The 14,468-nt window shown below is 35.5% G+C and carries 16 protein-coding genes; 13 read left to right on the forward strand and 3 right to left on the reverse strand.

Annotated features, from left to right (window positions below; genetic code table 11):
* Nucleotides 1–53 precede the first annotated feature (53 nt).
* The 4 genes from HNR27_RS06190 (at nucleotide 54) to HNR27_RS06205 (ending at nucleotide 2,926) form a co-directional block, all read left to right on the forward strand.
* Complete coding sequence (locus HNR27_RS06190) at nucleotides 54–551, forward strand: sigma-70 family RNA polymerase sigma factor (RefSeq protein ID WP_212919341.1); 498 nt, start codon at nucleotides 54–56, stop codon at nucleotides 549–551.
* A complete protein-coding gene (locus HNR27_RS06195) occupies nucleotides 541–1,707 on the forward strand; it encodes an anti-sigma factor (protein ID WP_429339117.1) in 1,167 nt (388 codons plus the stop codon). The genes HNR27_RS06190 and HNR27_RS06195 overlap by 11 nt, the downstream gene beginning before the upstream one ends.
* Before the next feature lie 214 nt (nucleotides 1,708–1,921).
* Nucleotides 1,922–2,533 carry a class I SAM-dependent methyltransferase gene (locus HNR27_RS06200; RefSeq protein ID WP_429339118.1) on the forward strand — a complete coding sequence of 204 codons (612 nt, stop codon included), beginning with the start codon at nucleotides 1,922–1,924 and terminating at the stop codon, nucleotides 2,531–2,533.
* Between the two features lie 72 nt (nucleotides 2,534–2,605).
* Nucleotides 2,606–2,926 (forward strand): MGMT family protein, encoded by a 321-nt coding sequence (locus tag HNR27_RS06205; protein WP_212919344.1) that lies wholly within the window; start codon nucleotides 2,606–2,608, stop codon nucleotides 2,924–2,926.
* A 335-nt stretch (nucleotides 2,927–3,261) separates the two neighbouring features.
* Here HNR27_RS06205 and HNR27_RS06210 read toward each other — a convergent pair whose 3' ends face one another.
* Nucleotides 3,262–4,818, reverse strand: coding sequence for an ABC-F family ATP-binding cassette domain-containing protein (locus tag HNR27_RS06210; protein WP_429339203.1), 1,557 nt, complete (start codon nucleotides 4,816–4,818; stop codon nucleotides 3,262–3,264).
* A 176-nt stretch (nucleotides 4,819–4,994) separates the two neighbouring features.
* On the opposite strand from HNR27_RS06210, the gene HNR27_RS06215 reads away from it, so the two are divergent.
* Nucleotides 4,995–5,843 carry a DegV family protein gene (locus HNR27_RS06215; RefSeq protein ID WP_429339119.1) on the forward strand — a complete coding sequence of 283 codons (849 nt, stop codon included), beginning with the start codon at nucleotides 4,995–4,997 and terminating at the stop codon, nucleotides 5,841–5,843.
* Between the two features lie 36 nt (nucleotides 5,844–5,879).
* Here HNR27_RS06215 and HNR27_RS06220 read toward each other — a convergent pair whose 3' ends face one another.
* Nucleotides 5,880–6,191, reverse strand: coding sequence for a hypothetical protein (locus tag HNR27_RS06220; RefSeq protein ID WP_429339120.1), 312 nt, complete (start codon nucleotides 6,189–6,191; stop codon nucleotides 5,880–5,882).
* A 107-nt stretch (nucleotides 6,192–6,298) separates the two neighbouring features.
* Here HNR27_RS06220 and HNR27_RS06225 point away from each other — a divergent pair, with 107 nt between their 5' ends.
* Nucleotides 6,299–6,772 (forward strand): DinB family protein, encoded by a 474-nt coding sequence (locus HNR27_RS06225; protein WP_429339121.1) that lies wholly within the window; start codon nucleotides 6,299–6,301, stop codon nucleotides 6,770–6,772.
* 219 nt (nucleotides 6,773–6,991) lie between these two features.
* Here the strand turns inward: HNR27_RS06225 and HNR27_RS06230 are convergent, their stop codons facing one another.
* The gene (locus HNR27_RS06230; RefSeq protein WP_212919348.1) at nucleotides 6,992–7,204 is read right to left on the reverse strand and encodes a YjzC family protein; all 213 of its coding nucleotides are present in this window, start codon (nucleotides 7,202–7,204) and stop codon (nucleotides 6,992–6,994) included.
* A gap of 367 nt (nucleotides 7,205–7,571) precedes the next feature.
* Here HNR27_RS06230 and HNR27_RS06235 point away from each other — a divergent pair, with 367 nt between their 5' ends.
* From HNR27_RS06235 to HNR27_RS06265, 7 genes are all read left to right on the forward strand, one after another.
* On the forward strand, nucleotides 7,572–8,315 hold the full coding sequence (locus tag HNR27_RS06235) for a flagella basal body P-ring formation protein FlgA (RefSeq protein ID WP_212919349.1): 744 nt from the start codon (nucleotides 7,572–7,574) through the stop codon (nucleotides 8,313–8,315).
* A gap of 43 nt (nucleotides 8,316–8,358) precedes the next feature.
* Complete coding sequence (locus tag HNR27_RS06240; RefSeq protein ID WP_429339122.1) at nucleotides 8,359–9,495, forward strand: CpaE/TadZ family protein; 1,137 nt, start codon at nucleotides 8,359–8,361, stop codon at nucleotides 9,493–9,495.
* A gap of 49 nt (nucleotides 9,496–9,544) precedes the next feature.
* On the forward strand, nucleotides 9,545–10,912 hold the full coding sequence (locus tag HNR27_RS06245; protein WP_212919351.1) for a TadA family conjugal transfer-associated ATPase: 1,368 nt from the start codon (nucleotides 9,545–9,547) through the stop codon (nucleotides 10,910–10,912).
* Nucleotides 10,884–11,813 (forward strand): type II secretion system F family protein, encoded by a 930-nt coding sequence (locus HNR27_RS06250; RefSeq protein WP_212919352.1) that lies wholly within the window; start codon nucleotides 10,884–10,886, stop codon nucleotides 11,811–11,813. The genes HNR27_RS06245 and HNR27_RS06250 overlap by 29 nt, the downstream gene beginning before the upstream one ends.
* Nucleotides 11,814–11,817: 4 nt before the next feature.
* Nucleotides 11,818–12,753 (forward strand): type II secretion system F family protein, encoded by a 936-nt coding sequence (locus HNR27_RS06255; RefSeq protein WP_429339123.1) that lies wholly within the window; start codon nucleotides 11,818–11,820, stop codon nucleotides 12,751–12,753.
* Nucleotides 12,754–12,771: 18 nt separating this feature from the next.
* Nucleotides 12,772–12,990 (forward strand): hypothetical protein, encoded by a 219-nt coding sequence (locus HNR27_RS06260; RefSeq protein WP_212919354.1) that lies wholly within the window; start codon nucleotides 12,772–12,774, stop codon nucleotides 12,988–12,990.
* A gap of 65 nt (nucleotides 12,991–13,055) precedes the next feature.
* A complete protein-coding gene (locus HNR27_RS06265) occupies nucleotides 13,056–14,468 on the forward strand; it encodes a VWA domain-containing protein (protein ID WP_212919355.1) in 1,413 nt (470 codons plus the stop codon).

Below are 14,468 nucleotides of genomic sequence, written 5' to 3' on the forward strand. Positions count from 1 at the left end.
TTTCTTGTTACCATTTTGATTTTCATGCGTTTAATTGTTGAGGGGAGGAGCTAATGAAGCATACTATTAATAAAATTTATCAAGCATACTTTAACGATATATTTCATTTTCTCCTTTCTTTAAGTCAGAATTACCATACAGCAGAGGATCTCGTACAGGAAACCTTTATCCGTGCACATCTTTATATTGAAACATATAAAGGAGAAAATATTAAGTCATGGCTATTTACAATAGCACATCATGTGTTTATCGACTATTACCGTAAACATAAAAAGATGATTATAAAGGATGAACGTTATTTTTCCTTTATATCTGATAAGAAGATAGGAACAGATGAAGAAATCATCGTACAAGAGGAAATTAATGAGGTTATTCGTCTAGTAGGAAATTTACCTGAGAAGCATAGGCTGGCAGTTCTTTTGCATGATATTCACGGCTTTTCTCAGTATGAAGCAGCTAACGTAATGAATGTAAAGCAATCTTATTTTAAGGTCTTATTATTTAGAGGTCGACAGACAATAAGGCAGAGGAGGGCAAAGCATGACGGATGATTTTAAACGAAAACTAGAAGACTATGAAAAAGGTGTATTATCAGAAAGCGAAATGGATGAAATAGAGAAGGAATTAGAGAAACTAGAAACATATCAAGAATATTTAGAAGAGAACACATCTGAAGAATCAACTGATTATCGTATGAATGAACAAAAACAACGGAAAATTTTACGATTAAGTAAATGGAAAGCAAGATTTCAAACAGCATTTACCGCACTAGGTATTCTTATACTACTTACAATTGTATCCTCGGTGCTTACTTCTGTTTATTATGACTGGGGGAAACCGGATCGGTCAGAGGTATTCAGAAATATCATCGATTATACATTAACGGTAACAAATCCATATGGGTATTACGGTAGTACAGATATTAATGTAAAGCCTTTCTTTGGTTTAGAGGCTAATCGTGATTTCAAGAAGGTTATTGGAGATGAAAATGTTGTCGTAGGTGAGATGAAGGTTAATTATATATTTTCGTTAATGGGATATCCAGAGAATGAATATTATGGCAGGCTATCACAGGAAGGCCCGGCTTTTATTTTTCCAGGTGTAGGGGAAGCAGGCTCTTCAGATTGGGACCAATTAGAAAAGCTTCCAGAAGGAACAGTTGTTTCTGCCTATGTTTCTTTTTCTAATCTTTTGGATACAGAGAAAGTGTTTCAGTTATTCAGTCAAAAAAATATGGAGTTAATTTGGTTTGCAGTTGATACCGGCTTCGAAGAAAATGATAAATTTAATGAGGGCATCATTCATGACCCCATTGGTTTTCCCAATTTTCCTATATGGCATGAGGATGATATGATATTAGAATCTAGGGAGGAATCGAAGGGGTTCATTGGTGGTACAGTATCTGAGAGCTATTCATCTCCTGAGTATGAGGAAGGGAATGCTTCCTTATTACATCAACAGTTTTATAAAACCTTAAATTTTTTACAAGAGCATGAAAAGAAAGCAGACAAAATAATCTTTGGAAAATTAAGGCTAAAGGACCGAATAGCCTATTTAGAAAAAAACGGTATTCATCATTATGGAGTCGTGATTACAGGCCCAACTAAAGAAATACTCACCTTAAAAGATGAAAAATGGATAAGCAATTTAGTGGTAGATGAGGTAGGATTCTGGAATTGGGGAAGCTGGCGCGAGGAGATAGAATAAAAGATCATTCATTTGGGAATGATTCTAAACGGAACTGATGATAAATGATTATTTTGATGAAATTGGAGTTAAGAGCCTCTGCTTTTAACTCCTTTTATTATTCTAAAGCAAAATTTTTATAATTTTCGATTATCTCTTTAGTGGTACGATTTGTTTTGTGCTAAAGTAGAGGAGGAATACGTTATGCCCACCTTATAATAAGGGAGAGCCAGCCATGAAACGGGAGAAGCTAATTCGGAAATATGATAAACAAGTATCGGCTTATGAAACTAATCGGGATAACCCAACACTTGTAAAATGGAGAAGTAGAATTATACCAGACGCTTATGGTAGCGTATTGGAAATTGGGATTGGAGTAGGTGCGAATTTCGCCTATTACGAAAGGGAAAAGGTCAAAGAGCTATTAGGGGTAGACTTTAGTAAAGAGATGATTAGAGGTGCTGAAAGAGAAGCATCCAAGCATCATATAAAGACCAGTTTTATAAATAAAGATATTCGTCATGTACATTTCGAATCCAATTCGTTCGACTCCATTGTTTCAACTTTGACCTTATGCGGCTATCCGAATCCTGTTGATACGTTGAACAAAATAAATGATTGGTGCAGGAAAGATGGTAAAGTATTGTTGATGGAGCATGGATTAAGTACGAATCCATTTCTTTCAGTCACACAAAAGATAGTGGATCCACTTTTCAATAAAGTTTCTGGTTGCCATTGTAACCGAAATATGATTAAGCTAGTGGAGAAATCTAGACTGCAAATTGAGCGTGTAGAAAGATATTGGTCTGGAATTATTTGTTTAATATGGGCAAGGCCACGTGAATGAACCTCTGTCGAAAAAGACGATTAAGACTAAGACTGCTTAATTTATGAGAAGACAACCATTGGAGGAACAACAATGACACCGTTTACTGAGAGAGTCATCCAACTAATTCAAAACATCCCAGAAGGTAAAGTAGCAACATATGGTCAGATTGCAAGCTTGGCAGGGTCGCCAAGAGCTGCACGGCAAGTAGTACGAATCCTTCATTCGATGAGTAAGAAGTATCAGCTTCCTTGGCATCGAGTAATCAATGCGCAAGGGAAAATTGGGTTGAAAGATGAACAATCTTATTATGAGCAGCTGATGAGACTTGAGGCGGAAGGGATAGCATTTGGACAACATGATTGGATCGATTTAGAAATATTTCAATGGAAGACTGACAAAGATAGATGTTAGGGGGGTATCATGTGGATTTTTCTCGTCATCGCATGGATTTTATTGTTGTATCACTTGTCGACAATGAGACAGCAAAACGCATCTATTATCAAACAGAATAAAGAATTGATTTCTATATTAGAAGAGATTCGAGATAAATAAAATAGTTACGAGTGGCTTTTATGATATCTATTTTTGAATCTTTCTCAGCAAATATATACTCGTTTTATAAAATACATAGCATGGTACAATAAAATACATAACCTGAAAAATTGCTTATTAAAGCATTGAATATGAAACGCTTATGAGTTTGAAAGGGCATTATTTAACCCCATCAAATCCATAAGCGTATTAGCTTAAAATACCTTTGTAGTCCAATCCTCACAATTCCACATATCCGTTACTACCCCATCATAAAAGTCGGGCTCATGGGAGATGAGAAGAACACTACCTTTATATTCTTTTAGTGCTCGCTTTAATTCTTCTTTTGCATCTGGGTCTAAGTGGTTTGTCGGTTCATCGAGTACAAGTAAATTTGTTTCACGGTTAATTAATTTACATAGACGAACTTTGGCTTTTTCCCCACCACTGAGCACTTGGATCTTACTTTCAATATGCTTCGTAGTTAGACCACACTTTGCAAGAGCTGCACGTACCTCATATTGTGTGAAATGGGGAAATTCATCCCATATTTCTTGTATACAAGTATTGTTATTTTCGGACTTAATCTCCTGTTCAAAATAACCGATATGAAGGTTTTCACCTAATTGAACACTACCGGAAACAGGAGTAATTTCTCCTAAAATGCTTTTAAGAAGGGTCGTTTTACCAATTCCATTTGCCCCGTAGAGAGCAATTTTTTGACCACGCTCCATCGATAAATTTAACGGGCGAGATAAAGGTTCACCATATCCAATCACAAGGTCCTTTGTCTCAAACAAGTATTTTCCTGGTGTACGGGCTAGTTTAAAATTAAATTCTGGCTTTGGCTTCTCTACATCCAGTTCAATTACGTCCATTTTGTCGAGCTTCTTCTGACGGGACATAGCCATCCTTGCAGTAGCTGCATTGGCCTTATTTCGAGCAACAAAGTCTTTTAAGTTGGCGATTTCTTTTTGTTGTTTTTTATAGGCTGCAACTTGCTGCTGTTTTTTAAGCTCATATAAGCGTAAGAATTCATTGTAGTCGCCAGGATATCTAGTTAGTTCTTGATTCTCCACATGATAAATCAGATTGACGACACTATTTAAAAATGGAATATCGTGTGACACTAAAATAAAAGCATGATCATAGTTTTGTAAATAGCTTTTTAGCCATTCGATATGCTCGAAGTCTAAATAGTTGGTTGGCTCATCAAGAAGTAATATCTCGGGCTTTTCTAATAGTAATTTAGCTAACAGTACTTTGGTACGCTGACCACCACTTAAATCATGTACATCCCGGTCAAGTCCGAAATCATTTAACCCGAGTCCATTGGCTACTTCCTCGACCTTTGCATCGATTGTATAAAAATCGTTGTTCGTTAAGGTATCCTGCATTCTACCTGTATCTTCTAGAAGTTTTTCCAATTCCTCTGGTGAAGCCTCTCCCATTTTGGCAAATAGCTGATTCATCTCTGCTTCCATATCATATAAATATTGAAAAGCAGTTCGTAACACATCTCGGATTGACATTCCTTGTTTTAAGACTGCGTGTTGATCTAAGTAACCAACACGGATATGTTTTGCCCAAGTTACGTTACCAGCATCTGGTTCTAATTTTCCAGTAATAATATTCATAAAAGTGGATTTACCCTCACCGTTTGCCCCGATAAGACCAATATGCTCACCTTGTAATAATCGAAAGGAAACATTCTCAAATATTGCACGGTCACCAAATCCGTGACTTAAATCTTTTACTGTTAATAAGCTCATAATGATAACACCTTTTCTTTTTTTCAATACATTCTCTCTTATTATACGGTTCAAGCTCGGGGAAAGGAAGAAAATTTTAATGTTCAATAGGTGTTGTTACCAGATACTAATACTTGGTATAATATTCTATAATTGTAGCTTAAAAATTATCTAATGAGTTAGAATGGGGGACATGTATGCCAACAAAGAAGATTGCTTTTGTTACAGATAGTACTGTATTTTTGACCGATGAGCTGAAAGCCCATCCAGATATTTATGTAGTCCCGATTGTCATTATTTCAAATGGAGAAGAATATGAAGATGGTATCAATTTAACCTCAGAAAAGTTATATGAAATCATTCGTACAGAAAAAGAGGTTCCCAAAACCTCACAGCCAAACATTGGTAAATTTAAAACGCTTTATGAACAATTAAAGGAAGAATATGATCAAGTAATTGCCATACATGTTTCATCTAAATTAAGTGGAACAATCTCTAGTTCTATGGCAGGTAAGGATGCAGCTGGATTTGAAGTGGAAGTAGTAGATTCTTTTTCTCTTTCTTTTGCGATAACTAGTTTACTAGAAAGGGGACTGGAGCTTTCCGAAGAAGGTAAAGATGCCAAAGAAATTGCAAATGAGCTTCGTCATATGACAAATAGACAAAGGAATTTAATATTACTAAGCACACTGGAACAGCTATTCAAAGGTGGTAGAATGTCAAGTACCCAATTTGTATTAGGCAACCTGCTAAAGATAAAGCCTATTTTATCGATTGGGCCTGATGGTGAACTAGGGCTAAAAGAACGAATTAGATCGGAGAAAAAGGCAACTCGTAGAATTATAGAATTATTGAAAGCGTCAGCTGAAAAATATTCTGTTAGAAGAATAAATATTGCCAATGCTAATGCAATAGAGAAAGCGGTAGCGTTAAAAGAAATGCTACAAAGCGAGATGCCCAATGTTGATATTAGAATAGGTGAAGTAAGCTCTTCGTTAGCGGTTCATGCAGGAGAAGGGGCAATTGCTGTTTTTTGGAATATATAAGTAGACGACATAGGTGAATGCCTATGTCGTTTGTAGTTATTTTTCATAGCGTAAGTAATTATAATTAGATGTAGGAATCCGAATAATAACATTATCTTCTTTGTCTTTATGAATTTCATATTCTCGATATGTTTCTATAATATAATCTTCTTCTTCCTTCATATCCTCAAGGATAAATTCATAGGTGGTTGCGACAGATTTTTTATCGATCTGTGCGTCTGCATCTACCGTGTCCTCATTTGCGAATTGATAATACCATGAATTCTCTATTTTACCGGCAGGATCGTCATTAAGACATGTTAATATAAGCACTAATAATGCTCCAAGCATGGAAATTCTAGTTTTCATATCTCTACTCCTTTCATATTTTTTTACTAATATATATGCATGTCCCATGTAAATAATTGATAAATTGGTTAAAATGGTGATGAATGAGTTGGAAAGGGGAGAAAAGTATGTATCGAAAAGTTGAAGATTTTTTACAGGACTGGAATCACGAAATGGAAGGGACCCTACGTGTACTTAAGGCAATGACTGATGAAAAACTTAATCAATCCATTGTGGATGGGCATAACACGTTAGGGTGGCTTGGATGGCATTTGGCGACTGCACCAGCATTTTTCTGTGGTGAAGTAGGATTAACAGTTACGCCAGCAGGTGGTCCAAAGGATGTACCGAATAATGCTGAGGAAATTGTGCAAGCATATAAGAAGATTTCCGAAGATGTTATCCAAGAGGTTCGGACTTTTACAGATGGTCAATTAGAGGAGACAGTTCAAAGCTTTGGGGGGCAAATCCCAAGGGGAACACTATTACGTAAGATGATTGATCACCAGACCCATCATCGTGGCCAAATGACAGTTTTACTAAGACAGGCAGGCTTAAAGGTTCCCAGTGTTATGGGGCCAACGAGAGAGGAACAAATGTAGGTGTAAAGAAGGCTAATTTATTAGATTAGCCTTCTTTTTTGTGCCGAAGATGCTGCTGAAGAACTGGATAGAAATACTAAATTAGCAACTATATTAGGGGTTCTACGAGCTTCTGGCAAAGTTAGAAAAGCATTAGAGGAATTGAAAAAGGAATAGGTGAAAGGAGCAAGAGGATCCATTAGCTGGAGACCTAGCTCCTTTTTAATATGGATTAATAGACTATCGTGCTCCATTTCTTCCTTGTGTACCTTGGTTACTCTTACGTTTGTTTTTCCAAACCCGATTTTGATTCGTTGTGTCAGGAAATGTTTCTCCAGCATTTAATTCAATCTGTTGTGGATCCTTCACACTACTACCTGTTTCCCCTATTTCGATATAAACCCCATTATTTGGTGCTTTATCGCCAGGACGAAATTGTGTCATCTCACCCATTTAGTGTCACTCCTTTTTATAATCTGTTTGTAGTATGAGTAATTAACTAATTTTTATATACGTAATATTTATGTAAACAATTTGTATTTGTCTTAAGAAATTTCAAAATGATTATAATTACCTAAGTTTGACAAATAGTGACAATGTAATAGTAATTTTTTTCCATATTAGTAGGACTTGATTCCTTTTTGTGAAATATACGTGAAATTGAATTAAGGATATAGTTAAAAAGTCTCCCGTTATAAAAGTCCTAATCTTGCATTTTCATGGTAATTTATGGAATTGACTTTTGAAACCTTTATGTAATTATTTATGTATATCTAACCAAATGGAAAAATTCACATAATTAAGAAATGAGGTCTAGAAGTTGTTAGAGTCGAAGCGAAGAGCCATTATATTTTTTATTATAGCGATTTTATTAGCAGCTTTATCTGGTTATTTTGTTTTACAAAAGGTAAAAGATCTTAATGATAATCTTGGAACTATGGTGAAGATTTATGTTGCTGATAGAGAGATCTATTCGAGAGCTTTAATTACTCCTGATGATGTTACTACTACAGAAATTCCAGCTAAATACATACGAGATGAGTATATTACGAATGTGAATGATTTTCAAAATACTGTATCGATTGTACCTCTATCAAAAGGACAAATTATTACGCAGAATATGCTAAAACAAGCCTCAACTGTTACAGAAGAAAACAATCGTTTAATTACAATCTTGCAAACAGCTAATGTCTTTTTTGATGAACGATTATATGACATGGATCGTGTCGATATTATCGTTTCTCATGAAGTAGAGGGGAAGAAAGTTACTGAAGTATTTATGAAAGACTTAAAAGTAGCTCGAATTGCGACAAATAATGAAACTAAGGAATTTAATGGAGTTCAAGTTGAAGTTCCATTTGATGAAGTTACTGATTTGATCCATATGTTAAATTACGCAGAAACAGTAAGAGTAATTCGAGCAAATGTTGGTCAAATGCCAAATCAAGGTAATCCTTCTGTTGAGGATCCAGAAAATGAAGATAGCAACTTAGAAGGTTCTGAAAAGAAAGATACGACTAAAGAAGATGTAGAGAAAGAAACTACTACTGATTCTAAGGAGTAAATCTATTAGTCTACATTGAAGCAAATCGTAATGGGGGATCTGCATGAAAAGAATAAATGAAATCTATGTAATTGGGAATAACGAGGATTTACTCTCTTCGATTCAATCACAACTTAGTCAGGAATATAAACTTCAAATGCTAGAAATAGATGAAATTAAAAAATTCTCTGTTCAAATTGTCTTGATGCTGAGAACGGATGAAATGTCTCCGCTAGATACTGCACAGACTGTTTTATCCTTATATCCTAAAGCACACCTAATTTATATCAGTGATATACCGAATTTCGAGTTGTTACGGGATTTAAATCGTATGGGTATTATGGAATATTTGGTTCTGCCAGATGAGGATTGGTTATTAGGAGATAGAATTCGTGAGATTGCAGAGTTGAAGCTTGCTAATCACGAACAGTCTTCAACTGTGGAAGGTTTTAAACGTGGCGGAGGAAAGGTTTTTACATTTTATAGTGGTAAAGGTGGGGCAGGTAAATCACTATTAAGTACTGCATTTGCACAAACACTAAAAGTGGAATCTACTGCTAAGGTGTTGTTTATTGACCTTAATTTACAATATGGCAGTGCCGAAACTTTTCTAGGTATTGATAGTAATAGGACAATTATTGATTTATATCCAGTTATACAAGAATTAAACGAGCATCATATTCGCAATGTAGCAGAAAGAGAGCCTCATTCGGGTCTAGATATACTAGTAAGTCCTAGGGATGCAGAATTAGCCGAGCGAATTGATGAAGAATTTATTCTAAGACTAATTAGAGCAAGTAAACGTAGCTATGATTTCATTATTATTGATGTTCCCACTTGGATGGATGAAAGAGTTTATACCACATTAGAGGAATCAGAAAAAATTTACTATGTTATGAGTTATGACACTATTGCAATACGTGTACTAAAGAGTGTGGAAGAATTATTTCAACAGCTTGGAATAGTGATGAATGAGAAGATGGAACTAATTATTAACTATAGTGGAAAAGACAATGAACTGAATCAGAAGGATTTAGAACGATTCATTGGTTATCCAATTGCGGCTAGAGTTAGAAGGGATTTGAAGGGAGTCCAATCATTTGTCAATCAAGGAGTTCCTTTGAGAAAAGAACAAAAGGATAAAAAATTACCTCCAGTAGCAAGAGACGTTCAAAAATGGGTTCGTTCCATGTTAAAGTAGTAAACTTCTTTCACGTAACGTTGGCAGACAGAGAAAAGGTGGTGTGTAAATGGCTCTTTTTCAAAAAGTTAGTAAAGAAAAAAAGGGTAACCTACAACCGGACTTTAATGTAAATAGTACCTACATAGATGAGTTGGTCGAGCATTACAAGACAAGATTACTTACTGAGATAAATCTTGATCAGATTACCACATTAGATGAACGAGAGAAAAAGTTAAAAATCGAACGCTATATCAATCAATTTATGACCGAGGAAAAAGTAGTGATTCCGAGGCATGATAAAGAAGCACTTCTCTCTAAATTGATTGATGAAAGTGTCGGGTTCGGACCTTTAGAGCCTTTACTTCAGGATGACGATATCACTGAAATACTAGTTAACGGACCTAAAGAAATATATATCGAGAAAAAAGGAAAGTTGGAACAAGTAGATATTTCATTTAAGGATGAATCCCATGTAAGGCATATTGTTGATCGTGTAGTAGCACCGCTAGGCAGAAGAATAGATGAGAGTTCTCCTATGGTTGATGCTAGATTACCTGACGGAAGCCGTGTGAACGCAGTAATTTCACCGGTAAGCCTAGGAGGAACTATAATTTCTATCCGCAAATTTAGAAGAACTCCTTTTGAAATGAAGGACCTTAGACGAAACGGAACCTTTACGAAGGACATGGAAGAATTTCTACAAGCACTAGTTAAAACCAAGCAAAACATATTGATTTCAGGTGGTACTGGAAGTGGGAAAACAACACTTCTGAATGCTTTAGCAAAAGAAATTCCACTTGGTGAACGTTTAATAACCATTGAGGATTCTGCTGAATTAAGATTGGATCGAAATAACGCAGTTGGACTCGAGGCACGGCCACCGAACGTAGAGGGAAAAGGGGAAATATCCATCCGTCAATTGGTAAAGAATGCTCTCCGGATGCGGCCAGATCGTATTATTGTAGGAGAGGTCCGTGGTGCTGAGGCATTTGATATGCTACAAGCTATGAATACCGGTCACGAAGGGTCATTAACTACGGTCCATTCTAATACCCCTGCCGACGCAATAAACAGGGTTGAAGGGATGGTCGTAATGGCTGGAATGGATTTACCTACTCATATTATTCGTGAGTATATCGTCGGGGCAATAGATTATATAGTTCAAGTGCAGCGTCTAACTGATGGGACAAGGAAAATCCTAAATATAGCAGAGGTGTCTGTGAATAAAGAAAACAAAATTGAAGTTAAGGATATTTTTTACTTTAAACGTACAGGAATAAATGAAAAGGGAGAAATATTAGGGTTTTATACGCCAACTGGTACTATTCCAAAATGCTTAAGCCACCTTGATATTTTTGGGTATCATTTCGAACAAACATTTTTTGAGCCGAAAGGAGAGATTTCCGATGAATATCACCGTGTCTATACTCTATAGTTTCGCAGTGCTATTTTTATTGATTGGTATATATTTCTTCCTTGGCTACCGCGACAAAAAAAAAGAATGGACTTATAAGGTTAAAAAATGGTTTCCAGAGGAAGAAAGAAAAAGCTTTATTAGTAAATTAGGCGAACGCTATGACAATAAAGAAAGTGCAAAAAAGCTTAAAAGCAAATTACTAAACGCCAATCTTAAGCTATTACCATCGGAATACATAGGAATCCTATTAGTTGGTTCGCTTATATTATTTGTACTGTTTAATTTTATTTTCAACATGCCATTGCGATTAAGTTTACTGCTTTCTATTGGGATTATGATTGCATCACATTTCTTATTATTTTACATTCGTAAAAATAATTATGAAGCCCGTTTTAATGAACAATTGTCAGAGGTTTGTAGATTACTAGCCAATGCTGCGCGTTCTGGTCTTACGATTACACAAGGAATTGAGATTGTTTCAAGAGAGGTAACTGGTCCAGCAGGGGATGAGTTTAAAAGAATCTCGAACGAATTGAAACTTGGTGTTCCATTAGAGTCTGCCTTCCGTTCCGTTCAAAAAAGGAATAAATCTAGGGATTTCAATTTGTTTATTGCAACGTTACTTATCCAAAAAAAGACAGGTGGAAATTTAGCTGTCACACTTGAGACGATGGCAAATACATTTGAGGATCGTAAGGTTTTAGCACAGACCATTAAAACAATGACAGCTGAACAGAAGTATATTTCGTTTATTGTTCCAGTTATGCCTATTTTTCTATTACTAGTAATGAATAATGTTATCGAAGGTTTTATTGATCCACTCTTTTCTGGTTTCGGAGTCATAATTTTAATTTTATTTATTGGTGCTATTGTTCTATCGTTTTTAATTATTCGAAAGATCACAGATATAAAGGTGTAGGGTTATGGATGCATTAATAATTATAACAATCATAGGTTTCTGGTTATGTATTTTACTATTTTTAAAGCATATGTGGACTTTCTTACAGGAAAAAAAGAAGCGACTAGAATATGTCTCAGAAGTAACAAATATTGATCCTTTTGAAAAAAAGGAGAAAAAGAAAAACAAAAGGGCAGCTGTGTTTGAACAAATGACGAAATATGCAGATGATTTTTCGGATTTAGGACAGCGCATTAATTTCTTTAGTGAAAATCATGATGTTGAAGAATGGTTAAGGAAATCAGGAAATCCTCTTAAATTAACTGTACAACGATTTCAAGGTCTTAAGATTCTATTATTTTTTATAGGATTATTTATCGGAATATTAGTACTAATCATCGGATTTCCTTTTTCTCAATATATTTTAGCGTTTGCTCCTATTTTGGGCTACTTTCTTCCCATTCTCTTAATTAAAAGGGAGGCTAAGAAACGTCAGGAGCTTATTCGAAAGGAATTACCAGACTTCTTGGACACAGTAAGTACAAGTGTTCAAGCAGGGGTAAGTCTTGATCACGCTTTACGGGAGGTGATTCGACACTTTGATGGTCCTATCCGAGAAGAATTTTCACGTTTTAACAATGAAATTGATTTAGGGGTGCCGCGAGAAAGGGCTTATCGAGAGTTGCTAAGACGTAATGATAACCCCGAGTTCCAATCTCTAATTAAAGCGCTCATTCAAGGGATGAATTTAGGAGTTCCAATTGCCACTACCTTTAAAATTCAGGCAGAAGATATGCGACAAATACGTGAGGAGAAAGTGAAGGAGTTAGCAGCAAAGGCTTCTCCAAAAGTAACACTTGTAACAACCTTTTTAATTGCCCCTGTATCTATATTGATGATTGCAGGCTTGATGATCATGAATATGTTACTGGGTGACAATAGCTTATTTTCAATATTTTAAAAAATAGGAGGAAGAATAATGAAAAAGATCAATGGTTACTATGTAAGGGTAATGAACAAGCTAAATTCTTGGAAAAAGGAGGAAACTGGATCACAAACACTGGAGTGGTTAGGTATCGCTGCTGTAGTTGTAATTGTTGTTGGTATTATTTCTACAGTCTTTAGTAATGATAATAGTATCGGGGATACTGTAAAACAGAAGTTCTCTGATTTTGTAGATACGATTGGTGGAAAGTAATAAAAACTGTAGTAGTTTATCAGAGAAGTAAATTTTGCAATTTATAAGTTTAGGAGAGTTCTTTTATGAAGCGCTATACATTGATAATTACTATTTTGCTCATATTTGTTATTGCTTTAGCAGGGTGTAAAAAGGATAAGTCAGATGATACAGATAATGCAAAACCAGACAAACATACAGAAACGAAAACTGAAGAGGTTTCGAACTTAGATGAGCCAGATAACAAAGATAAGGAAGAAGAATCTAGTAACCTCAGTTTTCTTGAAGATATTGCCGAGCCACCCAGTAGCATTGCTGACGTTATTCAGCAAAAGGCAGGTCCTTATTCTGGTATCGATGTAAATGACGATAGTGTCATTGACCAAGTACTTGAAGATGTTAGAAAATTGGAGCCACTTCCTGAGGATGCTACGGAAGAACAACTAAATGCTTATTTTAAGTATTTATATTCATTAGTAGCAGAGGACTATCCAGATCCAAAAGATACTATTAAAAAATGGGAATTTGGTTCATTTGGAGATCCAGACTTACCTGATTCTCGATTCCACTTTAAAGAGAATTATAATGTTGAAGTTCTTCTTGATGGAAGTGGTAGTATGGGCGCATATATTGGGAATAAAACGATGATGCAGATAGCTAAGGAAGCAATTAATAATTTCATGAAACAAGTTCCCAAAGAAGCAAATGTATCTTTACGAGTTTATGGTCACAAGGGTACCGGATCAAATAGTGATAAAAATCTTTCTTGTAGTACAATTGAGCAACTTTATGGATATGCTCCGTATGATGAGACGGCGTTTCAAAAAGAACTGGATAAGATTCAACCTGCTGGTTGGACACCACTTGCAGATGCGCTTAAGCAAGCAGAGGAATCATTGGCTAAGTATGACACAGAAAATAATACTAACTTAATTTATGTGGTGAGTGATGGCGTAGAGACTTGTGATGGTGATCCGGTAGCTGTTGCTAAGTCACTTTCAAATTCTAATGCTAAACCTATTATTAACATCATTGGATTTAAAGTAGACAATGAAGCACAGGCGCAGTTAAAAGCCATGGCAGATGTTTCCGGAGGGATTTTCTCCACAGCTAATGATCAAAGTGAATTAGAGGAAGAATTCAAGCGAGCTGAAGAAGTATTAAAATCCTGGGAGCGCTGGAAGAAAGATGCTTTAAGAAATGTTGACGCGATAAGACTTGATAATAACTTTGACATTTTGAGTATAAAAGTAGAGTGGGGAACAAAAGAAACTAAACAGTCGAATAACATTGCGAGATTAGCGACTTTGTTTAGAAATGAAGGAATTATTACACGTGAACAAATGAATTATTTACGCAGTCTACGTGATGAAATTCGTGTTATTATTCGTGATGGTCAAGACGAAGTCGTAAAGGAATTAAAAGATATTAGTACTGATAAGTTAGACGAACTTAAAAAGTCAATTAATGAAAAATATGATAAGGGAACTGAAGAATAA

Origin of the sequence: Ornithinibacillus bavariensis, assembly GCF_050433565.1 — a bacterium.
GTDB classification, from domain to species: Bacteria; Bacillota; Bacilli; order Bacillales; family Amphibacillaceae; genus Ornithinibacillus; species Ornithinibacillus bavariensis.

Coding starts and splice junctions, on each gene's coding strand:
- HNR27_RS06190 (WP_212919341.1), top strand. CDS start 54: ATGAAGCATACTATTAATAAAATTTATCAAGCATACTTTAACGATATA.
- HNR27_RS06195 (WP_429339117.1), top strand. CDS start 541: ATGACGGATGATTTTAAACGAAAACTAGAAGACTATGAAAAAGGTGTA.
- HNR27_RS06200 (WP_429339118.1), top strand. CDS start 1,922: ATGAAACGGGAGAAGCTAATTCGGAAATATGATAAACAAGTATCGGCT.
- HNR27_RS06205 (WP_212919344.1), top strand. CDS start 2,606: ATGACACCGTTTACTGAGAGAGTCATCCAACTAATTCAAAACATCCCA.
- HNR27_RS06210 (WP_429339203.1), bottom strand. CDS start 4,818: ATGAGCTTATTAACAGTAAAAGATTTAAGTCACGGATTTGGTGACCGT.
- HNR27_RS06215 (WP_429339119.1), top strand. CDS start 4,995: ATGCCAACAAAGAAGATTGCTTTTGTTACAGATAGTACTGTATTTTTG.
- HNR27_RS06220 (WP_429339120.1), bottom strand. CDS start 6,191: ATGAAAACTAGAATTTCCATGCTTGGAGCATTATTAGTGCTTATATTA.
- HNR27_RS06225 (WP_429339121.1), top strand. CDS start 6,299: ATGTATCGAAAAGTTGAAGATTTTTTACAGGACTGGAATCACGAAATG.
- HNR27_RS06230 (WP_212919348.1), bottom strand. CDS start 7,204: ATGGGTGAGATGACACAATTTCGTCCTGGCGATAAAGCACCAAATAAT.
- HNR27_RS06240 (WP_429339122.1), top strand. CDS start 8,359: ATGAAAAGAATAAATGAAATCTATGTAATTGGGAATAACGAGGATTTA.
- HNR27_RS06245 (WP_212919351.1), top strand. CDS start 9,545: ATGGCTCTTTTTCAAAAAGTTAGTAAAGAAAAAAAGGGTAACCTACAA.
- HNR27_RS06250 (WP_212919352.1), top strand. CDS start 10,884: ATGAATATCACCGTGTCTATACTCTATAGTTTCGCAGTGCTATTTTTA.
- HNR27_RS06255 (WP_429339123.1), top strand. CDS start 11,818: ATGGATGCATTAATAATTATAACAATCATAGGTTTCTGGTTATGTATT.
- HNR27_RS06260 (WP_212919354.1), top strand. CDS start 12,772: ATGAAAAAGATCAATGGTTACTATGTAAGGGTAATGAACAAGCTAAAT.
- HNR27_RS06265 (WP_212919355.1), top strand. CDS start 13,056: ATGAAGCGCTATACATTGATAATTACTATTTTGCTCATATTTGTTATT.